The sequence below is a fragment of the Streptosporangium sp. NPDC020072 genome (assembly GCF_040631445.1).
In the GTDB taxonomy this organism is placed as follows: Bacteria; Actinomycetota; Actinomycetes; order Streptosporangiales; family Streptosporangiaceae; genus Streptosporangium.
Genome location: NZ_JBEYAB010000015.1, coordinates 102,629 through 124,631 on the forward strand (window position 1 = coordinate 102,629; position 22,003 = coordinate 124,631).

At 71.3% G+C, this 22,003-nt stretch carries 18 protein-coding genes; 11 read left to right on the top strand and 7 right to left on the bottom strand.

Annotated features, from left to right (window positions below):
- Positions 1–6: 6 nt before the first annotated feature.
- The 7 genes from ABZ470_RS32175 to ABZ470_RS32205 all read left to right on the top strand — a co-directional run bounded on the left by ABZ470_RS32175 (position 7) and on the right by ABZ470_RS32205 (position 11,954).
- Positions 7–492 (top strand): (2Fe-2S)-binding protein, encoded by a 486-nt coding sequence (locus ABZ470_RS32175; RefSeq protein ID WP_352010104.1) that lies wholly within the window; start codon positions 7–9, stop codon positions 490–492.
- Positions 489–3,101, top strand: coding sequence for a xanthine dehydrogenase family protein molybdopterin-binding subunit (locus ABZ470_RS32180; protein WP_362916155.1), 2,613 nt, complete (start codon positions 489–491; stop codon positions 3,099–3,101). The genes ABZ470_RS32175 and ABZ470_RS32180 overlap by 4 nt, the downstream gene beginning before the upstream one ends.
- On the top strand, positions 3,098–4,012 hold the full coding sequence (locus tag ABZ470_RS32185; protein ID WP_362916157.1) for a xanthine dehydrogenase family protein subunit M: 915 nt from the start codon (positions 3,098–3,100) through the stop codon (positions 4,010–4,012). Before ABZ470_RS32180 ends, ABZ470_RS32185 begins: the two co-directional genes overlap by 4 nt.
- Positions 4,013–4,065: 53 nt before the next feature.
- A complete protein-coding gene (locus ABZ470_RS32190) occupies positions 4,066–4,863 on the top strand; it encodes an SRPBCC family protein (protein ID WP_362916159.1) in 798 nt (265 codons plus the stop codon).
- Positions 4,864–5,067: 204 nt separating this feature from the next.
- A complete protein-coding gene (locus ABZ470_RS32195) occupies positions 5,068–7,908 on the top strand; it encodes an AAA family ATPase (RefSeq protein WP_362916161.1) in 2,841 nt (946 codons plus the stop codon).
- Positions 7,909–8,097: 189 nt separating this feature from the next.
- Entirely contained in the window at positions 8,098–10,863 is a 2,766-nt protein-coding gene (locus tag ABZ470_RS32200) for a CDP-glycerol glycerophosphotransferase family protein (RefSeq protein WP_362916163.1), read from the top strand.
- The gene (locus ABZ470_RS32205; RefSeq protein WP_362916165.1) at positions 10,860–11,954 is read left to right on the top strand and encodes a glycosyltransferase; all 1,095 of its coding nucleotides are present in this window, start codon (positions 10,860–10,862) and stop codon (positions 11,952–11,954) included. The genes ABZ470_RS32200 and ABZ470_RS32205 overlap by 4 nt, the downstream gene beginning before the upstream one ends.
- On the opposite strand, the gene ABZ470_RS32210 is transcribed toward ABZ470_RS32205, so the two are convergent.
- Genes ABZ470_RS32210 through ABZ470_RS32220 form a run of 3 tightly spaced genes read right to left on the bottom strand, consistent with a single transcriptional unit; the run spans position 11,946 to position 14,843 of the window.
- Positions 11,946–12,998, bottom strand: a complete 1,053-nt coding sequence (locus ABZ470_RS32210; protein ID WP_352010111.1) for a sulfotransferase — start codon at positions 12,996–12,998, stop codon at positions 11,946–11,948. The genes ABZ470_RS32205 and ABZ470_RS32210 overlap by 9 nt on opposite strands.
- Before the next feature lie 2 nt (positions 12,999–13,000).
- The gene (locus ABZ470_RS32215) at positions 13,001–14,011 is read right to left on the bottom strand and encodes a sulfotransferase (RefSeq protein ID WP_352010112.1); all 1,011 of its coding nucleotides are present in this window, start codon (positions 14,009–14,011) and stop codon (positions 13,001–13,003) included.
- Positions 14,012–14,036: 25 nt separating this feature from the next.
- Positions 14,037–14,843 (bottom strand): CDP-alcohol phosphatidyltransferase family protein, encoded by an 807-nt coding sequence (locus ABZ470_RS32220; RefSeq protein WP_362916167.1) that lies wholly within the window; start codon positions 14,841–14,843, stop codon positions 14,037–14,039.
- Between the two features lie 251 nt (positions 14,844–15,094).
- Between ABZ470_RS32220 and ABZ470_RS32225 the strand changes: the two genes are divergently transcribed.
- The gene (locus ABZ470_RS32225; protein WP_362916169.1) at positions 15,095–15,895 is read left to right on the top strand and encodes a polysaccharide deacetylase family protein; all 801 of its coding nucleotides are present in this window, start codon (positions 15,095–15,097) and stop codon (positions 15,893–15,895) included.
- On the opposite strand, the gene ABZ470_RS32230 is transcribed toward ABZ470_RS32225, so the two are convergent.
- On the bottom strand, positions 15,802–17,061 hold the full coding sequence (locus ABZ470_RS32230) for an acyltransferase (protein ID WP_352010115.1): 1,260 nt from the start codon (positions 17,059–17,061) through the stop codon (positions 15,802–15,804). The genes ABZ470_RS32225 and ABZ470_RS32230 overlap by 94 nt on opposite strands.
- Before the next feature lie 195 nt (positions 17,062–17,256).
- Here ABZ470_RS32230 and ABZ470_RS32235 point away from each other — a divergent pair, with 195 nt between their 5' ends.
- Both ABZ470_RS32235 and ABZ470_RS32240 read left to right on the top strand, forming a co-directional pair.
- Positions 17,257–17,619: a nuclear transport factor 2 family protein gene (locus tag ABZ470_RS32235; protein ID WP_362772929.1), complete on the top strand. Its 363-nt coding sequence runs from the start codon at positions 17,257–17,259 to the stop codon at positions 17,617–17,619.
- A 119-nt stretch (positions 17,620–17,738) separates the two neighbouring features.
- A complete protein-coding gene (locus tag ABZ470_RS32240) occupies positions 17,739–18,128 on the top strand; it encodes a hypothetical protein (protein ID WP_362916172.1) in 390 nt (129 codons plus the stop codon).
- Between the two features lie 59 nt (positions 18,129–18,187).
- Here ABZ470_RS32240 and guaA read toward each other — a convergent pair whose 3' ends face one another.
- From guaA to ABZ470_RS32255, 3 genes are all read right to left on the bottom strand, one after another.
- Complete coding sequence (guaA, locus tag ABZ470_RS32245; protein ID WP_352010118.1) at positions 18,188–19,738, bottom strand: glutamine-hydrolyzing GMP synthase; 1,551 nt, start codon at positions 19,736–19,738, stop codon at positions 18,188–18,190.
- Between the two features lie 122 nt (positions 19,739–19,860).
- Positions 19,861–21,390 (bottom strand): DUF885 family protein, encoded by a 1,530-nt coding sequence (locus tag ABZ470_RS32250; RefSeq protein WP_362916174.1) that lies wholly within the window; start codon positions 21,388–21,390, stop codon positions 19,861–19,863.
- Positions 21,391–21,405: 15 nt separating this feature from the next.
- Positions 21,406–21,555: a hypothetical protein gene (locus tag ABZ470_RS32255; protein WP_362916176.1), complete on the bottom strand. Its 150-nt coding sequence runs from the start codon at positions 21,553–21,555 to the stop codon at positions 21,406–21,408.
- Between ABZ470_RS32255 and ABZ470_RS32260 the strand changes: the two genes are divergently transcribed.
- Positions 21,554–21,961, top strand: a complete 408-nt coding sequence (locus tag ABZ470_RS32260) for a hypothetical protein (protein ID WP_352010120.1) — start codon at positions 21,554–21,556, stop codon at positions 21,959–21,961. The genes ABZ470_RS32255 and ABZ470_RS32260 overlap by 2 nt on opposite strands.
- Positions 21,962–22,003 lie beyond the last annotated feature (42 nt).

The window sequence follows — 22,003 nt, forward strand, 5'->3', positions numbered from 1 at the left end:
GGGTCCATGCCTCGGATCACCGTCACCGTCGACGAGGTCACCTATGAGGAGGAGGTCGAGCCGCGGCTGCTGCTCGTCCATCTGCTCAGGGACCGGCTCGGCAGAACCGGGACCCCGATCGGCTGTGACACCGGCAACTGCGGCGCCTGCACCGTCATGCTCGACGGCGTCAGCGTCAAGAGCTGCTCCGTGCTGGCCGTACAGGCCGACGGGGGTGAGGTCGTCACGATCGAGGGTCTCGCCAGGGGGCCGGAGTGGCACCCCATGCAGAAGGCCTTCCACGCCGAGCACGCGCTGCAGTGCGGCTACTGCACCCCCGGCATGATCATGGCCGCGATCGACCTGGTCAGGAACGACCCGGACCCGTCGGAGGAGGCGGTGCGCCGGGGCCTTGAGGGCAACCTGTGCCGCTGCACCGGATACACCACCATCGTCAGGGCCGTACGGCGCGGCGCCCGCGAGATGGCGGGACGGGAGGCCGGAACGCCATGACCGAGCGGACCACCGAGAACGACCGGCCCGGCGCCCCCCGCGGGAGTCGCGAGACCGGCAGGGGCCACGAGCCTCAGGGACCCGGACCGGCGAATCCGGCAGCCCTCCCCCGAAACCACGAACCCGATGAGGACCACGAGGCCGACGAGGGCCGTGAGGTCGGCAGGGCGCGGAGACGTAAGGAGGACGCCCGGCTGGTCACCGGGAGGACCACCTGGACCGACAACATCCAGCTTCCCGGCATGCTGTACGTGGCGTTCCTGCGCGCTCCGATGGCGCACGCCAGGATCACCCGGATCGACACCTCCGCCGCGCGTTCCCGGCCCGGTGTGGTGGCCGCGTTCCACGGTCAGGACTTCGCCGGCGAGCAGGGCAGCCTGCCGTGCGCGTGGCCGGTCACCGAGGACGTCGTCATCCCCGACCACCCGCCGATGGCGGTCGACGAGGTCCGCTACGTCGGCGAGGCGGTCGCCTGCGTGGTGGCGACCGACCGTTACGCCGCCGCCGACGCCCTGGAGGACATCGAGATCGACTACGAGCCGCTCGCGGCGGTCGTGGACATGGCCGAGGCGCTCACCGAGGGTTCCCCGAAGGTCCACGAGACCGGGAACAGGGCCTTCACCTGGCGTTTCTCCCAGGGGGACGTCGAGGCGGCCTTCCGTGACGCGCCGGTTGTCGTCGATCGCTCCTACGTCCAGCAGCGGCTCATCCCGACCGCGATGGAGCCGAGGGCCGTGGTCGCGACGACCGACGGCGACTCCTTCACCCTGTACTCGGCGACCCAGATCCCGCACGTGCTGCGGGTGATGCTGGCCATGACCACCGGCATCCCCGAGCACCGGCTGCGGGTGATCGCCCCCGACGTGGGCGGCGGTTTCGGGTCCAAGCTCCAGGTGACCGCGGAGGAGGTCCTCGCGCTGCTGCTGACCCGCAGGCTCGGCAGGCCGGTGAAGTGGACGGAGTCCCGGTCCGAGGGGAACCTGACCGTGCACCACGGCCGTGACCAGCTCCAGCGGATCCGGCTCGCCGCCGAACGGGACGGGCGGCTGCGGGCCGTACAGGTCGAGCTGCTGGCCGACATGGGCGCCTATCTGATGCTGGTCACGCCGGGGGTGCCGCTGCTCGGGGCGTTCATGTACGGCGGCGTCTACAAGATGAACGCCTACGACTTCACCTGCACGGGCGTCTTCACCACCAAGATGCCGACCGACGCCTACCGGGGCGCGGGGCGCCCCGAGGCCACCTTCGCCATCGAGCGGGCCATGGACGAGCTGGCCCACGAACTCGGTCTCGACCCCGTCGAGGTACGGCGCCGCAACTGGATCACCCATGAGGAGTTCCCCTACACCACGGTCTGCGGCCTGACCTACGACTCGGGGAACTACGAGGCCGCGACGGACCGGGCGCTTGAGCTGTTCGGCTACGACGCGCTCAGGGCGGAACAGGCGCGGCGGCGGGCGGAGCGCGACCCGGTGCAGCTCGGCATCGGCGTCTCGACCTTCACCGAGATGTGCGGCATCGCGCCCTCGCGGGTGCTGGGCTCGCTCAACTACGGCGCGGGCGGCTGGGAGCACGCCTCGGTCAGGGTGCTGCCGACCGGCAAGGTGGAGGTGGTGACCGGGACGAGCCCGCACGGCCAGGGGCACGAGACGGCCTGGAGCCAGATCGCGGCCGACGCGCTCGGCGTGCCGTTCGAGGACGTCTCGGTGCTGCACGGCGACACGGCGGTCTCGCACAAGGGCATGGACACCTACGGCTCCCGGTCGCTGGTCGTCGGGGGCGTCGCCGTACTGTCGGCCTGCGAGAAGGTGAAGGACAGGGCGCGGGAGCTGGCCGCCCACATGCTTGAGGCCTCGGCGCAGGACGTCGAGTTCGCCGACGGGTCGTTCCGGGTGCGCGGGACCACACAGGGACGGACCATCCAGGAGGTCGCGCTGGCCGCCTTCGCCGCGCACGACCTGCCGGACGGCGTCGAACCCGGCCTGGACGCCGAGACGACCTTCGACCCGGAGAACTTCTCCTTCCCGCACGGCACCCATCTGTGCGCGGTCGAGGTGGACACCGAGACCGGCGGGACCGTGATCAGGTCGTACGTCGCCGTCGACGACGTGGGGTTCGTGGTGAACCCGCTGATCGTCGAGGGCCAGGTGCACGGCGGCATCGCGCAGGGCGTCGGGCAGGCGCTGTTCGAGGAGGCGATCCACGACGTGGAGGGCAACCTGCTCACCACGACGATGGCCGACTACCTGATCCCGTCGGCGGCCGACCTGCCGGAGTTCGTCACCGCCAGGACGGAGACCCCCGCGACCAGCAACCCGCTGGGCGTCAAGGGCGTCGGGGAGGCGGGCACGATCGCCTCGACCCCCGCCGTGGTCAACGCGGTCGTCGACGCCCTGCGCCCGTACGGCGTGCACGACGTGCGGATGCCGTGCACCCCGGAGCGCGTCTGGCGGGCCATGACCTCCGGGGCTCCGGAGGGCTTCGGTGCTTCGGGGACCTTGGGCGCCTCCGGGGCCTTTGCGACTTCGGTGGGCTCCGACACCGCCGGGGTTTCGGAGGAGGGCCGGACCTCCGGTGGTCCGGAGGGCTTCGAGGGGAGTGCCCGATGATTCCGCCGCCGTTCGACTACGTCAGGCCCGGCTCGCTCGACGAGGCGTGCCGGGTGCTCGCCGAGGCCGACGAGGCGGGTGAGGACGTCAAGGTGCTGGCGGGCGGCCAGTCGCTGCTGCCGCTGCTGCGCCTGCGGCTGGCCTACCCGTCGGCGCTGGTCGACGTGGGGCGGCTGGCCGAGCTGCGCGGTGTCGAGGACCGGGGCGACCACGTGTTCGTCGGCGCGCTCACCACGCATGACGAGGTGCTGCGCTCGGAGGTCGTCAGGGAGCTGGTCCCGCTGCTCGCGCTGGCCACGGCCACCGTCGCCGACCCCGCGGTACGGCACCGCGGTACGTTCGGCGGTTCCCTGGCCCACGCCGACCCGGCCGGGGACCTGCCCGCCGTCGCCTTGGCGCTCGACTGCGTGCTGGTCGTCAGGTCGGGCGAGGGGGAACGGGAGATCCCCGCCGCCGGCTTCTTCGTGGACTATCTGGAGTCCGCGCTCGAACCCGGCGAGGTGCTCGTCGGGGCGCGGGTGCCCAAGCTCGGCCCGGGCTGGGGTTTCCACTACGAGAAGTTCCACCGGACCGCGCAGTCCTGGGCCACCGTGGGGGTGGCGGCGGCCGTACGGCTCGGCGAGGACGGTGGGGTGGTCGAGGAGGCGCGGATCGCGCTGACCAACATGGGCCCGGCCCCGGTGCGGGCACGGGCGGCCGAGGCCGCGCTCGTGGGTGTCCCCATCACGCCCCCGGGCCCCGGGTCCTCGGGTTCCGGGAGGTCCGCCTCGGGCGGGGAGCGGCTCAGGCATGCCTGTGACCTGGCGGACGAGGGCACCTCCCCGCCCACCGACCTGCACGGGGACCCCGCCTACCGGCGTCATCTGTCCCGGGTGCTGACCCGCAGGGCGGTCGTCGCGGCGGGCCGCTGAATCCCGGGCCCCGGCCTCCGGCGTGTGAGTGGTGATGGACAAGGAGCGGTTCGATGGCGATGCGGTTCGAGCACGAGTTCACGGTTCCGGTGCCGGTCGAGCGGGCGTGGACGGCGCTGCTCGACGTCGAGCGGGTCGCCTCCTGCCTGCCGGGGGCGACGCTGGAGACGGCGAAGGGCGATGAGATGACCGGGCGGTTGAAGGTGAAGGTCGGGCCGATCACCCTCACCTACCGGGGCAGGGCCAGGTTCGAGGAGGTGGACGAACCAGGTCGTACGCTGATGATCGGGGCGACCGGCAAGGAGACACGCGGCCCGGGCACGGCGTCGGCGACGGTGGTCGCGCGCCTGCGTCCCGAAGAGGGGCGGACGCGGGTGACCGTGGACACCTCCTTCACGGTGACGGGACGGCCCGCCCAGTTCGGCAGGGGCGTGATGTCGGAGGTCGGCGCCCGGCTGGTCGAGCGGTTCGCGGCGAACCTGTCGGAGTCGCTTCAGGGCTCGGAGGCCGCGCCCCGGGAGTCCCGTCGTCTCACCGCCGTCCCCGGAAAGCCCGGGGATCCGGAAAAGGTCGCGAAATCCGAAAAGCAGGGAACCTCCGGGGAGACAGGAAAGTCCAAGGAGGGAGAAAACGCCGGGGACCGGGACGTCCACCCGGCGGGCACCTCACGCACCTCCCGGACACCCGACGAGGAGGCCCTGGACCTTCTGGAGGTCGCGGGGATTCCCCTCCTGAGACGTCTCGCCCCGCTCGCGGGCGCCCTCGCCGTCCTCGTTCTGGTGGGGTGGCTGGCCCGCCGCGCCCTGCGCGGCAGGGGTCGCCGGAGGGCCCCGATCCTTATAGGAAGATGAAGAAAACCATAAACAAGAGTTATGAGTTGCGCTTCCGGTGAAATCCACCCGTTGACGGCGCTTCAACTCTCCACGCCCTGGAACTGCGATGATTTCCTTGAAGTCACAACAAGTCAGTTAATTTCTCAAACTGATGGTGAACGCGGATGCTATGACGGATAGCGTCTTCATATCGGGGAGGGCGATGCAGCGTCAGGAGCAGCCATGAGGAGCCCGGCGTCACCCGATCTGATCGGGCGTGGCAGCGAGCTGCGGGCGTTGGTCAGGGCGATGAGCAGACCACCCGCGGTCGTCCTGGTCGAGGGGGAGGCCGGGATCGGCAAGACCCGGCTGGTGCGCACCGCGCTCACCCACCTCACCCCGGGTGAGCGTCTCGTCCTGCTGGGCGGCTGTCACCGCATCCGTGAGCCGTTCCCCTACGGGCCGGTGTTCGAGGCGCTGCGGGACCTGGCCGGTGGGCTGCCGCCCGCCGGGGACCTCAACCCGGTGATCGGGGCGCTGCGCGACTACCTGCCCGAGTTGCCCCTCCCCCCGGCGCCGCCGCCGCTCGGTGACTCCCGGGCCGAACGGCACCGGGTCTTCCGCGCCGTCCGCGCCCTGCTGGCGGCCGTGGGGCCCGCCGTACTGGTGGTGGAGGACATGCACTGGGCCGACGACGGGACCAGGGACCTGCTGCACTTCCTCATCGGGCAGCCGCCGGAGGAGCTGACGCTGGTGGTGACCTACCGGCGGGACGGGCAGCACGGGCAGGCCACGTTGCCACTCGGCCACGCCTACCGGCGCCCGGCGGGCGCCGACAGCGTGGTGGTCACCCTGGCGCCGCTGGACGCCTCCGGGGTGCGCGGCATGGCAGCCGCGCTGCTCGGCCGTCCCGACCCGCCTGAGCCGTTCGTCACCAGGCTGCGGGAGCGGACGGCGGGCATCCCGTTCGTGATCGAGGAGGTCCTCAGGTCGCTGCCCCCGGCGTACGAGCCGGGTTCCGAGTGTCCGGACGCGCTCGACCACGTCGGTGTCCCGCTGCTGTTGCGCGAGGCGACCGCCGACCAGCTCTTCGGGCTGACCGAGGCCGCGGTGCGGACGGTCAGGGCCGCCGCCGTCTTCGGCGTCCCGGTCGGCGAACGGCTCGTCACCGCGGTCGGCGGTGACCTGACCGGGCTCGGCGAGGCCCTCGCCGCCGGGGTCCTGTACGAGGACCCTCCCGGCCGGTACGGCTTCCGCCACGCCCTGGCCCAGCAGGCGGTCTACGAGGCGATCCCGGGCCCGGAACGGCGGGTGGGGCACGAGCGGGCGATGGCGGCGCTGCAGGAGTCCGACCCGCTGGCGCTGGTGCAGCTCGCCTTCCACGCCAGGCAGGCGGGGATGCGCGAGGCCTGGCTGCGGTACGGCACCGCGGCGGCGGACCACGCCGCGAAACTGGGCGACACCCCCGTGGCGGTCGAGCTGATCGAGGACATGCTCGCCTCCCCCGACCTGCCCCCGCGCGACCGGGAACCACTGGTGCTGACGCTGAGCCGCCTGGCCACGACCGGGCTGTCCCACCAGCGGGTGGTACGGCTGCTGCGCCGCCTGCTCGGTGACGGCCTCCTCGAACCCGACGCGCGCGGTGAGGCGCGGCTCAACCTGGGGCTGCTGTTGTGCAACCAGGCCAACGACAGCGCGGCGGGCAGGCCGGAGATCACCACGGCGGTCGGGGAACTGCGGGACCGGCCGATGCTCGCCGCCCGCGCCTGTTCGGCGCTCGCGATGCCGTGGTGGGGCTCCGACCCCCTGTCGGCCCACCGGAAGTGGATCGACCGCGCCGAGGAGCTGATCGTGGGCGCCGACGATCCGGCGCTCGCGACCGCGGTCCTGGTCAACCGGGTCTCCTTCGAGATGACCCTCGGTTCCCCGCGCGCGTTCGACCTGGTGGCGAGGCTGCCGGTCACCGACGGGAACCCGAGTGTGCGCAGGGAGGTCGCCAGGGCCTACGCCAACCTCGTCGACGCGGCGGCGACCCTGGGGCACCTTGAGTGGGCCGAGCGCTTCGCCCGGGAGGGTGTACGGCTGGCCACGGCGGCCAACGCCCCGGTCTCCGCCTACCAGCTCAACGCGACGGCGATCCGCAGGGACTGGCTCGCCGGACGCTGGGAGGGGCTGCGGGAACGGGCCCACGCCCTGGTCGAGCTGGTCCCGGAGAACCCCCTGTCCGCGGCGGACGTCTGGCTGGTCATGGGGATGCTGGCGCTGGCCAGGGGCGAGTGGGAGGAGGCCGCCAGGCACCTGCGCGCGACCGGCCTTGAGGAGCCGGACGGCCACTTCCTGCCGGTCACGTTCACCGCGGCGAGCGGCATGATCGAGCTGTGCCTGGCCAGGGGGCTGACGCAGGAGGCCGTCGGCCACGCCGCGCGCGCGGTGGCCCGGCTGCGGCACAAGGACGTGTGGGTGTGGGGTGCCATGCTGGTGCCCTCCGCCGCCTCAGCGCTGGTCAGGACCGGCGGCACCGAGGAGGCCGCCGCCCTGGTGGCCGAGTTCGCCCGGGGGGTCGAGGGGTGTGACGCGCCCGCCGCGCGGGCCGGTCTCGCCCTCGCCGAGGGGACGATCTCCGCCGCGGCCGGGCGGCACGCCGCCGCGGCCGACCGTTTCGCCAGGGCCGACGAGGCCTATCGGGCTCTGCCGCAGCCCTACCAGGCGGCCAGGGCGCAGGAGGGCAGGGCGCGGTCCCTGCTCGCCCTGGGCGATCCGGCCGCCGCCTCGCTGCTGGCCGGGCTCGCCGGGTGGTACGACGAGTTCGGCGCGGTCCACGACGCGGCCCGGTGCAGGCGGACGCTGCGTGACACGGGGGTCGGCGTCGCGCCGCCGAGGTCCCGGGGCAGGGGCGGTTCCGGAGCGCTGTCCCGGCGGGAGCGGGAGGTGGCCAGGCTGGTCGCGCTCGGCAAGACCAACCGGGAGATCGCCGACGTGCTGTTCCTGTCGCCTCGTACGGTGGAGACCCATGTGGCGACCGTGCTGCGCAAACTGGGCGTGCGGTCGAGGACCGAGGTGGTCGCCCTCGCTCCCCCGCTCTGAGGGATCCGCCCGACGTTCAACGGGCCGCATAAACGACATGAAAAGTTAGGAACGCCATGAAACTCATGATCAACGGAGGTGAGAGCAAAAAGAGGGACGCGTCCCCCTTAAGACAGAAAGCCGCAAAAATAAATTCATAGGTCCATAAAGCGGACAATACCGATCACAGTCCAGGGAAAGCCCCATACTGTGATCAAGGCTCCCGAGTGCAGTGTGATCGTCATCACCTACAACGACTCCGCCCGGCTGCCCAGGGCCGTACGGTCCGCGCTCGGTCAGTCGTTGCGGAACATCGAAGTGATCATCTCCGACGACGGCAGCACGGACGGGACGGAAAGCGTCGCCCGCGCGCTCAGGCGGGAGGACCGCCGGGTGCGCTACCTGCGCAGGGACGTCAACAGCGGCGGCTGCGGGGCGCCGAGGAACGACGGGGTCGCCGCCGCCCGCGCGCCGTACGTGATGTTCCTCGACAGCGACGACGAGCTGCCCCCGCACGCCTGCAAGAGCATGCTCCTGGAGATGGAGCGCACCGGCGCCGACTTCGTCACCGGGCAGATCTCCCGGCTGCACGAGTGGAACGGCAGGATCAAGCCCTACTATCCCGGGCTTTTCGCCCGTCGCAGGGTCGTCGAGGGGATCGCCGAGGAGCCGGACATGTTCCTCGACTCCTTCAGCACCAACAAGATCTACCGGACCTCGACGCTCCGGGGGCTGCCGTTCCTTGAGGACCTCCACTACGAGGACCACGTCTTCACCACGGAGCTGTACTGCGTGGCCCGGCGCTTCGCCGTCGTCCCGTGGGTCGTCTACCTCTGGCACCGGGCCGCCGAGGGGGACGGCAGGCCGTCGATCTCGCTGAACCTCCAGGAGATGGACAACATCGGGCACCGGATCAGGGCGGCCCGGCTGAGCGACGACATCCTGCGCGGCAACGGCCTGGCCGGGCTGGTCGCCGACCGGCAGCGCCGGTTCGTCCGCCACGACCTGCCGGTCTACCTCAACCCGCTGCCCGCGCGCGGCCCGGTCTGGGCGCGGGAGTTCACCCGGCTGGTCCGCCCCTACCTCGCGGGCCTCGACCCCGGCGTCATGGACGGCGCCGACCCGCTCGTGCGGGTCTGCTGCCGCCTGATCCTCGACGAGGACGCGGACGAGCTGGTGGTCGCCGCCCGGTCGCTGACCACCCCGAGGGCCGCGCCCCGCTTCGCCGTACGGCGGGCGGGACGCACCTACTGGGGCACCGTCCCGAAAGGGGAGCTGGACATCACCCCGCTCAGGATGGCCGAGCTGCCCTACGGCGCCGCCAGGCTGCGGCACGAGGCGGCCTTCCACGGCGACGGCCCCCGGCTGGCGCTGACGGTCAGGACCTACGACCCGTTCGGGGTGCTGGCCACGGCGCCGGACTGGCGCGCGTTCGCGCGTTTCGGCGGGCACCGGGTCGAGCTGGCGCCGCGCGCGCTCGACGACGGCTCCTACCTGAGCGAGGCGACCGTCGATCTGGCCAGGGCGGGCCGGGGGCGCTTCGGCCACGAGAGCTTCCGTGACCCGAGGATCTCCATCGTCCGCGCCGACGGCCGGGCCACCTCCGACCGGCTGCTCGTCGATCCGGCGGCCGAACCGGTCAGGGTCGCCGTCCCCGGTCACGAGATCGTCGCGGGGCCGGAGGGGCAGTCGGCGTTCCTGCGGGTGCGCTGGCGTCGCAGGGGGGCGCTGCGGTGGCTCGCGCCCAGGCTGGGCAGGCTCCGGGCCGGGCTGGTGCGGCGGCTCTGCGCCCCCCGGGTGAAGCTGCGCGTCTACCGGACGCTGATCAGGCTCCTCCCTCCGCGCGAGAACCTGGTGCTGTTCGAGGCGGACGTGGGCGCCGGATACACCGGCAACCCCCGCTACGTCTACGAGGAGCTGAAGCGCAGGCGGGCGCCGTTCGAGATGGTCTGGTCGGTCGCCGGGAACCGGCGCAACTTCCCCGCCGACGTCCGCCTGGTGCGGCGGATGAGCTGGCGCTACCTGTGGACCATGGCCAGGGCGGGGCACTGGGTGGACAGCCACGGCCTGCCGCTGGCCTACCCCAAACCCGCCGGGACCCGCTACCTGCAGACCTGGCACGGGCAGGGCGTCAAGACGGTCGGCTTCGACGCCCCCGACCTGCGCGCCGACTTCGAGGCGCCCAGAAGGACCTGGCGCGGGGCCGTGGCCCGCTGGGACGCCCTCGTCATGCCGAGCGCCGAGTTCGAACGCATCTTCGTCACCTCCAACGGATACCGGGGACCGGTCCTGCGGCACGGCTCACCCCGGTGCGACGTGCTGGTCAACGGCGACCCCGAGGCCGTACGGCGGGCCAGGGAGCGGCTCGAACTGCCCGGCGACCGCAAAGTCCTGCTGTACGCGCCCACCTACCGGGACAGGGCCAAGTTCTCCGGCGCCTCGGTCAGGGCCGACCTGGCCATGATGGCCGAGGAACTGGCCGACGGCTGGGTGGTCGTCCTGCGCACCCACCCCGTCGAACGCTATGCCGTACCCGAACGGCTGCGGCACTTCGTACGGTTCGCGGGGGGTTATCCGGAGGTGAACGACCTGATGCTGGCCTCGGACGCGCTGCTGACCGACTACTCGTCGCTGATGTGCGACTACGCGGTCACCGGAAAGCCGATGTTCTTCCTGCTCGACGACTGGGAGGAGTACCGGCGCGCGGAACGGGGCGTCAACCACGACCTGCCCGCGATCGCCCCCGGCCCCTGCGTGACCGGGACCGAGGAGCTGATCAGGGCGATCCGCTCCCTCGACGCCGACCCGGCCGCCTTCGCCGCCGAGCACGCCGCCCGCTACGCCGGCTTCCGCGCCACCTGGTGCGCCGAGGAGCGCGGGGACGCCTCGGCCAGGGTCGTCGACGCCTTCTTCGGCCCCGTGCCCGTGCCCGCCGTACGGCCGGCGGCGGCGCCCGAGGTGGAGGAGGTCCGGTGAGCGGCGAGACCGTGGTGTTCGCGTGTCTGGACGCGGACACGCTCGGCGGCGTGCAGCGGGTCACCCACACGCTGGCGCAGGGGCTGGCCGGGCGGGGGTACGACGTGCACGTGCTCGGCCTGCACCGCGCCGCCCGGCCGTTCCGCTACGTGGAACAACCCGGCTATCGGCGTCACGTGATCAACCGCTTCCCCGCCGGCAGGCTCTCCTGGACCGCCGCGCACCGGGAACGTCACCGGCTCCGCGGCATGCTGCGCACGCTCGGATCGGGCTTCGCCGTGCTCTCCTCGCCCGGGGTGGTCGCCCGGCTCAAGGACGTGATCCCCCGGCGGCTGCTGCCCATCGGGCAGTACCACGGCTCCTACGAGCACGCGCGGGGGTCGTGGCACCTGCGCTCGGTCGGCCGTGACTACGGGAGGCTGGAGAAGGCGGTCTTCCTCAGCGAGGAGGACGCCTGGTCCTTCTCCGAGCACGCGCTGCTGCCCAACGCCTGCGCGATCCCCAACCCGCTGCCCGGCTGGCCGTCCCGGGTCTCGCCGCTGACCCGTCACCGGGTGCTCGGCGTCGGCAGGCTGGAGGGCGTCAAGCGCTTCGACCGGCTGATCACGGCCTTCGCCGGGGCGAGCCGTACGGTGGGGGACGACTGGGAGCTGCACCTGATCGGGGAGGGCGCCGAGCTGGGCAGGCTCAGGGCGCACGCGCGCGAGAGCGGGGTCCGCGACCGGGTGGTGTTCCGTGGCGCGGTACCCGCGGCCGAACTGGGCCGCGAGTACCTCGACGGGGCGATCGCCGCCCTGTCCAGCGAGCACGAGGGCCTGCCGCTCGTGCTCGCCGAGGCCGCCTCGTACGGCGTGCCCTCGGTCGCGTTCGACGTCTCCGGCGGGGTGCGCTCCCTGGTCCTCGACGGCGAGACCGGGCTGCTGGCGCCCGCGGCCGACGTGCCCGCGCTCACGGCGGCGCTGACCACCCTGATGACCTCGCACGAGGAGCGGCGGCGGCTCGGCGCCGCCGCCCGCGCCCACGTCGAGGCCTTCCGGCTGGAACGGGTCCTCGACCGCTGGGAGTCGCTGTTCGAGCAGGTCCTACGCTGACCACTCGCTGACCGCCGCCGGTTCGTTGCGCGGCATGGGAACCCCGGCGAGCACGAGCTGGCCCGAGGTGAGCCTGGCGCCCAGCGGGTTCGGTTCGCGGAGCCGTACCAGACGGTCGAAGGCGACCCGTTTCACCCGGGCCAGCTTGCGTTTCGCGGCGATCCGCTCGTAGGCCACCATCCGGGAGGCCTCGGTCCTGGGCGCCCCGCTGAGCTCGTAACCGTAGGTTTCCAGCCGGTCCCCCAGGACGCTCTCGCACAACGAGATCTCCCAGGGTTCGAGCCGTTCACGCCAGGTGCCCGTCCGCGCGGCGGTCACCTCGCCGTGGGTGCGGGAGTGCCAGGTCTTGTGCGCGGGTACGGCCACGTCCGCGATCAGCCTCGGTTCGCACATCGCCGGGGCGAAGTCCTCACCCAGGAAGTCGCACAGCCTGCGCAGCTGGGCCTCGGGGGCCGCGGTCAGGTCCTCGTAGCGCAGCTCGTGGTAGCTGCCCTCGGGGAGCTTCGGCGCGCCGTGCCTGGCGAAGTCGACCGCCTCGGCCCAGGCGGAGACGGCACTGTAGACGCTCCCGTTGTACCAGGGCATCTCCTTCAGCGAGGCGACGCAGTCGCGGCCGTCCCTGATCAGGTGGACGAACTGCGCGTCGGGGAACAGCCTCAGCAGCACGTCGATGTTCTGGAAGTAGGAGGGCCGCTTGTCGCCCCAGCGGGGCTTGCCGTGCTGGGTCGCGTAGAAGCGCAGCACGATGCCCAGCGCGGAGCCCAGCGTCGGCGGCCCCTCGACGATCTGCCTGGTCACCTCCTCCCCGTCGAGTTTCAGCTCGTGGAAGCGTGACTGGCGGCGGCCGACCACCCAGTCGGCCAGTTCGCGTCTGCGCGCCGGGTCGTTCAGATCGCCGAAGCGCAGCCGCCTCTGGTAGGCGGCGACCATGAACCGGGTCTCCGGGGGAATCGCGATGCGGGGGTGGGAGTGCAGCATGAGCTGCAGCAGAGTCGTCCCCGAGCGGGGACAGCCCACGACGAAGATCGGTCGGTCCGACTGCATGCTCAGACCTTCGCCAGCTCGCCAAGCTGCCGGGTGGTGAGCTGCGCGGCCACCGGCCCCGGCTCGCGGAGACGGTTGATCCGGTCGCGGAACCCCTTGCGCCTGCGGGCCCAGCGCCGCTTCGCCGCGACGCTCGCGCACGCGTCCACGTGGGACCTGCCCGCCACGGGCGCGCCGCTCAGCTCGTAGCCGTTGGCCGTCAGCCGCTCACCGAGCACGGTCTCGCAGAGCGAGATCTCCCACGGTTCGAGCCTGTTGCGCCACGACCCGGTCCTGGCGGTCGTCACGTCGCCGTGGGTGTTGCTGTGCCAGACCTTGTGCTGCGGGATGGCCAGCCTGCCCACGTGGTACGGCTCGCTCATCGCCGGGTCGTACTCCTCGCCCAGGAAGTCGCAGAGCTTGCTCAGCTCGGTCTCCGGGTAGGCCGTCAGGTCCTCGTAGCGCAGCTCGTAGTAGGTGTCCGCGGGCAGGTTCCTGGCGTGCCTGCGGCCGTAGTCGATGGCCTCGGCCCAGTTGGTCACCGCGTGGAAGACGTCCTTGGTGTACCAGGGCATCTCCTTCAGCGAGGCGACGCAGTCGCGGCCGTCCCTGATCAGGTGGACGAACTGCGCGTCGGGGAACAGCCTCAGCAGCAGGTCCACGTGGTGGAAGTAGCTGGGCCGCTTGTCGCCCCAGCGGGACTTGCCGTACTGCTCGGCGTAGGAGCGGAAGGCGATGCCCAGCGCGGAACCCAGCGTCGGCGGCCCCATGACGATGTCCTCGACCAGCTTGTCCCCGTCGAGCCTGAGCTCCTTGAACTTGGTGTCCTTGTCGCCGACGATCCACCGGGCCAGCCTGCGCCGGTTGACCTGCTCACGCAGGTTCCCGAAGGCCAGCCTGCGGTAGTAGCCGGGCACGACGAAACGGGTCTCCGGCGGCACCGCGATGCGCGGGTGGGAGTGCAGCATGAGCTGCAGCATGGTGGTGCCGGAACGCGGACATCCGATCACGAAGATCGGTCGATCGGACTGCATGACAACGAACCCCCGAAAAAGATGATCAAACAGGTACGCGCTGCGTGTTCTCCGGGCGCGGGACGAAAGGCGTCGACCGGGTGAACCGCCACATTCGGTAGATCAGCACGATCTCGTTCAGCAGCAGCAGCGATCCCGCGACGGCCGCGACGGGTATGAGCACCGCGGGCCCGGCCTGCGCGCTGAGCAGCGGGCCGACCACGAAGACCGCGGCGTGGAACTCGATCCCGCTGATCAGGTGGGTGCGCACCCGGTGCCTGATGAGAAGACGGCCGATCCTGCGCCGCAGGCTCGGCGGCTTCGGTGGCCGGTAGGCGGCGGCACGGTCCTTCTGCGGCTGTTCCGCCCGGTTCTCCCTGACCGCCTCACGCACCCGCCTCATCTGCGGAGCGTTCACATATCTGAACAGGTCGAGCACCGCGACCCCGGCGCCGAGCAGGACGAACGAGACGTCCCCCGACGCGGCGTACTGACCGAACGCCAGGCCCGTGGCACAACAGACCACCCTGATGCGGTCGCCCACGTAGTCGAGCCAGAGCCCGAACGGGGTCCCCGTCCCCTTGAGACGGGCGATCTTCCCGTCCATACAGTCGACCATGAAACTCACGTAGAACAGCGCGGCCCCCGCCACGACCTGTCCCAACGCGAAACAGACCGCCGACCCCAGCCCGAGGAGCAGCGACAGCCGGGTGAGCCCGTTCGGCGTGACGTCTGTGCGGTTGGCGACGGCGAGCGTGAGCCTGCACGCCACCGGGTCGACCAGGAAGACAGTCCACCAGGAGTCTTTTCGTTTCCGGGTCGCGTGCACATCGTTCAACGAATAGGCCCTCATGCCTACCAGGATGACCACCTGGAGCGACCGGAGAGTCACACTCTGACGCCAAGAGAGGATCTCCATACTGGTTCTTGACCGGCCGTGGCATACCGTGCCGCCTCCACCCAACCGGTCACGACCCCGGCGGTACGGAAACCAGAGCTATCCGCTTTTCACAGGACATCGTGACACATGCCCCTCAATGGCGTTGACAGGCCTCGATAGGCTGTTTGCTTCCCAGAAGTCACTCGACCCGGAAGCTCACCCTCATGAAGTCTCCCGTCCGACTGCTCCTGGCCGCCGCGTGCACCGCGGCCCTGCTGTCCTCGCCCACCGCGGCATGGAGCGCGAACAAACCCAAAGCGGAAAAGGCACCCCCGGTGGACTGCGCGAAGGTCAAGTGCATCGCGCTGACGTTCGACGACGGCCCCGGCAAGTACGCCGACAAGCTGCTCGACACCCTCAAGAAGACCAACTCCAAGGCCACCTTCTTCCTTGAGGGCCAGTACGCGAAGTCCCGCAAGGCCTTCGCCAAGCGGATGGCCGTCGAGGGCCACGAACTCGGCAACCACAGCTACACCCACCCCCACCTGCGCGAGCTGAGCGAGGAGAAGATCCGCGAGGAGCTGACCCGGACCCAGGACATCGTCAAGCAGGCCACCGGCAAGGCCCCCACCCTGCTGCGCCCGCCGTACGGCGAGCTGGACGAGAGGGTCCGGGCGATCGCCGCGGAGATGCGCCTGCCGATCGTGCTGTGGAACGGCGGTTCCCGCGACTGGGCGACCAAGAACGAGAAGGCCATCTACGACGAGGTGCTCAAGAACGCCAAGCGTGACGGGGTCATCCTCATGCACGACTGGGTCGAGCAGACCGTCAAGGTGATGCCCAAGCTGATCGCGGCCCTGCAGAAGCAGGGCTACCACGTCGTCTCGGTCTCCTCGCTGCGCGGCGCTCAGGACCTCAAGGCCGGCGACATCTACCCGGTCGGCTCGGAGAAGGACGACGACCTGGCCTCCGAGACGCCCGACTCCCCCGGCCCCGAGGCGGCCTCCCCCGAGGACGGCATGTGAGCCAGTCTCCGGCCGAAGCGCTGCATCGGTAGCTCGACGTAGCGGTAGGTCAGCCAGCTCAGCCCGACCACGACGGCGACACAGGCCGCCGAGACCGACAGCTGCACCGCCTGCGGCATGGCCCGTACGTCGCCGAGAACGGCGGGGACGAGCTTCAGCAGCGGGTGGTGCAGCAGGTAGAGCGAGTAGCTGATCAGCCCGAGCCAGACGACGGGCCGTGGCAGGCGGCGTCCGCGCAGGGCCATGGCCCCGGCGAACGTCGCCCCCGCCAGCACGAGCGTGGTGATCCACACGTCGGGCTGGACCCACCACCAGCCCGCCTGGATCGACCACACCGGGGCGAGCGCGACGAGCACGGCCGCGGCGGCCACCGGGAGCGGCCCGCCCACGCCCTGCTCCCAGCGGCGGATCGCGGTCCCGGTGAACATCACCGCCAGGATCGTCGCCCCCAGCCACGGGACGAACCCCGAAAAGAGCGTCAGCACGACGGCCATCACGCCGAGCACGCAGGCGGCGGCCGTACGGAACCGGCCGCCGACCACGCACACCATGCCCACGCAGAACAGCACCCCGGCGACGTAGGCGGGCCAGGGCCCCCCGAGCAGCGGCGCGGACAGCACCAGCCCCGCCCCGACCCCCATGACGCCGAAGAGAACGGCGAAGAGCCCGCTCCTGAGATGCAGGCCCCGCACGAACAGCGCGGTCACCAGCAGGTAGAAGACCATCTCGTAGGAGAGCGTCCACATGGTGTCGGCCAGGCCGCCCATGTGCAGGACGTCCTGCAGCATCGTGACGTGCCCCGCCACGGCCGACAGGTCGCGCGGCACCTGCTCACGGACCGGGATCCAGAACCCCATGGCCAGGACGAGCCCGACGACCAGCAGGTAGATCGGGTAGAGCCGGAACGCCCTGCTGATCCAGAAGGCCCGCACGTCCCCCCGCCCCTCCAGGGAGACCGGGATGATGTAGCCGCTGACCAGGAAGAACACCAGGACGCCGTACATCCCGAGGTTGAACCAGTAGGGCCGCAGCGCCGGCATGAACCACGGCAGCAGGTGTTCGAGCAGCACCGCGACCGCGCCGACACCGCGAAGCGCGTCCAGCCACGCCAGCCGCTTGCCGGTCGTGGGCAGCGGAGACGTCGGAGGGAGGGCCGGGGGAGACATTCGCCCCAAGTTACCCCCTCATTCCCTCCGAAACAGGACCAATCCCCGTCGGGGTCCTCCATCCACAGGACACTCCCAGGTTGACCGATAGGGAGCGTCAGAAGTACCGGTCGATGACGGATTCCCCGTTCCGTGCCGCTCCGTAACGTTGTGACCTGCGAGAACGAGGCACGCGAACGACGAGGAGAGATCGACATGACCGACGCAGCCAAGCTGGTCGAGCGCTACCTGGCCATCTGGAACACCACCGACGCCGCCGAACGGCGCGCGGAGATCGACGCCGTCTGGACCGAGGACGCCCGCTACGTGGACCCCCTGGTCGACGTCACCGGGCGTGACGCGATCGACGCGACCATCGCCGCCGTCCAGCAGCAGTTCCCCGGCCTGGTCTTCACCCCGGGCGGCGACGTCGACGCCCACCACGACCTGGCCCGCTTCACCTGGAGGCTCGGCCCCGAGGGCGGCGAGGCGATCGTGGTCGGCTTCGACGTCGCGACGCTGACCGAGGACGGCCGCATCAGGACCGTGCACGGCTTCCTCGACCAGGTCCCCGCCTGACCGCTTCCGGCCCCTCCGGGACGGCCCCCGCGATGCCGTCCCGGGCCCGTTCCCGAAACTCCGGGAAAGCTCCCGGAAAGCCTTCACAGAATCCGAAGAACCCTGGAAAGGCCCCCGACATGACCACCGCCACCACCACCCCTCTCCTGCGCCTGGCCCTGAGGCTCGACGCCGTCGTCACCGGCGCCAACGGCCTGGCCTACCTGCTGCTCTCGGGCCCCGTCAACGACCTGCTCGGCCTGGCCGTACCCCTCCAGCGTGGCGTCGGCGTCTTCCTCCTGGTGTACGGCGTCGCGGTCTGGCTGCTGACCGTGCCCAGGGTCGTCAACCGGGGCGCCGCGGCCGCGGTCGTCGCCCTGAACGTCGTGTGGGCCGTGGTGAGCGTCGCCGAACTGGCGCTCGGCGGGCTGGGCACGACGACCCTCGGGGCCGTCTGGGTGGTCGCCCAGGCCCTCGTCGTCGGTGGCTTCGCCGCCCTGCAGTACGTCGCCCTCCGCCGCGAGCGGTGAGGGCCGAAGGAAACGGCACGGCCCCGGAGAGGTTCTCTCCGGGGCCGTGCCGTCGTGTCCTACTCCCACTCGATGGTGCCCGGGGGCTTGCTCGTCACGTCGAGGACGACCCGGTTGACCTCGCGGACCTCGTTGGTGATCCGGGTGGAGATGCGGGCCAGCACGTCGTAGGGAAGGCGGGACCAGTCGGCCGTCATGGCGTCCTCGCTGGAGACCGGGCGCAGCACGATCGGGTGACCGTAGGTGCGGCCGTCGCCCTGGACGCCGACCGAGCGGACGTCGGCGAGCAGCACGACCGGGCACTGCCAGATGTCCCGGTCGAGGCCGGCCCTGGACAGCTCCTCACGGGCGATGACGTCGGCCTCGCGCAGGATCTCCAGGCGCTCACGGGTGACCGCGCCGACGATGCGGATGCCCAGGCCGGGGCCGGGGAACGGCTGGCGCCAGACCATCGCGGACGGCAGCCCGAGCTCCTCGCCCGCGCGGCGGACCTCGTCCTTGAACAGCGCGCGCAGCGGCTCGACCAGCGTGAACCGCAGGTCGTCCGGCAGGCCGCCCACGTTGTGGTGCGACTTGATGTTGGCGGTGCCGGTGCCGCCGCCGGACTCGACCACGTCGGGGTAGAGGGTGCCCTGGACGAGGAACTCGACCGGCCCGTCGGCGAGGATGGCGCGCTGCTCGTCCTCGAACACCCGGATGAACTCGCGCCCGATGATCTTGCGCTTCTCCTCGGGGTCGGTCACGCCGTCGAGGGCCTTCAGGAAGCGTTCCTGGGCGTCGACAACCCTGAGCTTGACCCCGGTCACATCGACGAAGTCGCGCTCGACCTGCTCGGCCTCGCCCTGACGCAGCAGGCCGTGGTCGACGAAGACGCAGGTCAGCCGGTCGCCGATGGCCCGCTGCACCATCGCCGCCGCCACCGCGGAGTCGACGCCGCCGGACAGGCCGCAGATCGCGCGGCCCTCGGGGCCGATCTGGGCGCGGATGGCCTCCACGGCGTCCTCGACGATGTTGAGCATCGTCCACGCGGGGCGGCAGCCCGCCGCGTCGAGGAAGTGCTTCAGCACGGCCTGACCGTGGTCGCTGTGCAGGACCTCGGGGTGGAACTGCACGCCGTACAGGCCGCGGCCGGGGTTCTCGAAGGCGGCGACCGGGGTCTCGGCCGTCGTGGCGGTGACCAGGAAGCCCTCGGGGGCGGCGGCGACGCTGTCACCGTGGGACATCCAGACCGACTGGGCGACGGGCAGCCCGGCGAAGAGCACGCCCTCGCTGACCACGTCGAGCCGCGTCCCGCCGTACTCGGCGACACCGGTCTTGGCCACCTGGCCGCCGAGCGCCTGGGCCATGGCCTGGAAGCCGTAGCAGATGCCGAAGGTGGGAACCCCGGTCTCGAACAGGCCCACGGGGGCAGCCGGGGCGCCCTCGGCGTAGACCGAGGAGGGACCTCCGGACAGGATGATGGCCTTGGGATTCTTGGCCATCATCTCCTCGACCGGCATCGTCGAGGGGACGATCTCGGAGTAGACGTGGCATTCACGCACTCGCCGCGCGATCAGCTGCGCGTACTGCGCGCCGAAGTCGACGACGAGGACCGTGTCGAACTCAGACACAAGACCCCCAAAGAAAACACAGCGGTCCTGTCAGTCTATCGGCGCTCGTCAGCACGCTTACTCACGAGCGGCCTCCTCGGTCGCGCCTGGGCGGACACCCGAGTGTCCACCCAGGCGATCGGCTAGGCGGACGGCCGGGTGAGGGCCGCGTCGAGGAGGCCGAGGGGCGGGGAGCCGAGGTCGAGCATCGCGGTGTGGAAGCGCTTGAGGGTGAACCCCGCGCCCCACTCCGCCCTGGCCCGTGAACGCAGGTCGAGGATCTCCAGCTTGCCCCACGTGTAACGGCCGTAGGTCGGGTCGAAGGTGGCCCTGGCCGCCTCGGAGAGCGCGGCGGGCCCCGCGAGGTGGGTGTCGGCCTCGAAGCGCCTGGCCCCCTCCTGGACGGTCATCGCGCCGCTGTGGACGCCGATCGCGCAGGCCAGCCGGGTCACCCTGATCAGCGCCTCAAGCCAGACGCCGATCTCGAAACGCGGGTCCTCGGGGGCGAAGCCCTCCTCGACGCACAGCTCCTCCGCATAGTGCGCCCAGCCCTCCGCGAACGCCAGCGACATGAGCGTACGGCGCACCGGCGAGGGGGCGCGCCGCAGGGCACGAGCGTGGGAGAAGTGCCCGGGGGCGACCTCGTGCACATTGATCGCGGGAAGCGTGGTGGCGCTGAAGACCTCAAGCCACTCCTCGATGTCGCGTTCCGGCCACGACGGGTCGGGCGGGGTGACGTGGTACCACGAGGGGGCCTCGGGTTCACCGGGCGCCGCCCAGCTCATCATCGCCATCGCCCATCTGCGCGACTCCGGCGCGATCCCGACCAGGCACTCGCCGTCGTGGTAGGGCACCAGGTCCTTCTCCCTGGTGAAGGCGATGGCCCGCTCGGTGCCGACCCTGGCGGCCTCGATCACGCCGTCGATCCCGGGGTGGTCCTTGACCAGTTCGCGGGCGACGTCGAGCGGGGGCCTGCCGCCCTGCCCGAGGCGCTCGCAGGACTCGGCCAGCCTGGCCAGCAGCCGGTCGCGCTCGGCGTCGGCCCGTACGGCCAGCGCGCCGAGATCGACCGGGAGGCCGTCGCCCGTCCCCATCAGCCGGGCCAGCCCCGCCGCGCCGAGGGAGGCGTCGGGGTCGCCGGAGCGGGTGGCCTCCTCCACGTGCTCGACGAAGCGGGCGTGGGCCTTGAGCGCGGCCTCACGCACGGAGGCGTCGGCGTCGGCGGGCACCCCGGCGGCCAGGCCGCGCGCGGCGCCGAGCAGCGCGGTCGCGACGGGGGCGCTGAGCCGGTCGAGGGAGGCGATCGCGTGCTCGACGGCCTCGGGCCACCGGGCGAGGTGGGCGTTGCGCGCGGCGGCCCGTTCCTCCTCGGGGGCGTACTCGCGGTCGTAGGTCGCCAGGTCGAGGTTCGCCAGGTGCGGGAGCGGGCTGCTCCGGTGCAGCTCCAGCTCGCCGTACCTGACCCGGGCGTCCTCCTCGAAGATCCGCAGGTGCGCCGCGTCGTGGGGGTCGGCGGGCGGCTCTCCCCGGCCGAGCGCGGCCAGTCCCGCGCGCACCCCCTCGGGGGAGAGGTCCTGGATCCGGCCGTCGTACTCGTGTCTGCCCGCCATCTCCCGGATCTCCGGGAGGGACAGGTCGCACACCGCGCGCAGGCGGCTGTCGAGTTCGGTCATGGCCTCGACGCTATATCAGACGATCAGGGCAGATCCCCTGTTTCCTCCCGGCGCATTTGGCAGGAAAACCGTGATTTTTGGCGCTTTATCCACTCGTGGAAGAACACCGGAGAAAAGTAGTTTGATGAACATCAAACCGTAATCGGCCAAGGAAAGAGGCTCCATGCGCAAGCTCTTCCTCACCGTGCTGGCCGTTCTCGCCGGCCTCACGCTCCTGTCCGTCCCCTCAACGGCCCAGGCCGCCCAGTCCAGCAAGGCGCTGGTCAGCTGCCCCGGCAGCAAGGCCGAGACCGGCGACGGCATCACCATCAGGGTCTACTACGTGGTCTACGGCAGTAACTGCCAGGTCAACCACGTGCAGGCCTGGAGCGCCGCCGGCTCCAAGTACGGGCACTTCAACCTCTTCGGCCCCTACGGCTGGTCGGACAACAGCCCCACCAAGAGCTGGGGCTGGGGCGAGCCGTACAACTCCTACCCCTGGGTGATCGCCTGGCCGGACCACCTGTGGTGCGCGAAGTTCTACAACGAGAACAACCAGCCCATCACGGACAACATCTGCGTCACCATCTGACGGACTCCCCGCGCCGCCGTCATCTCACCGGCACGGCGGCGC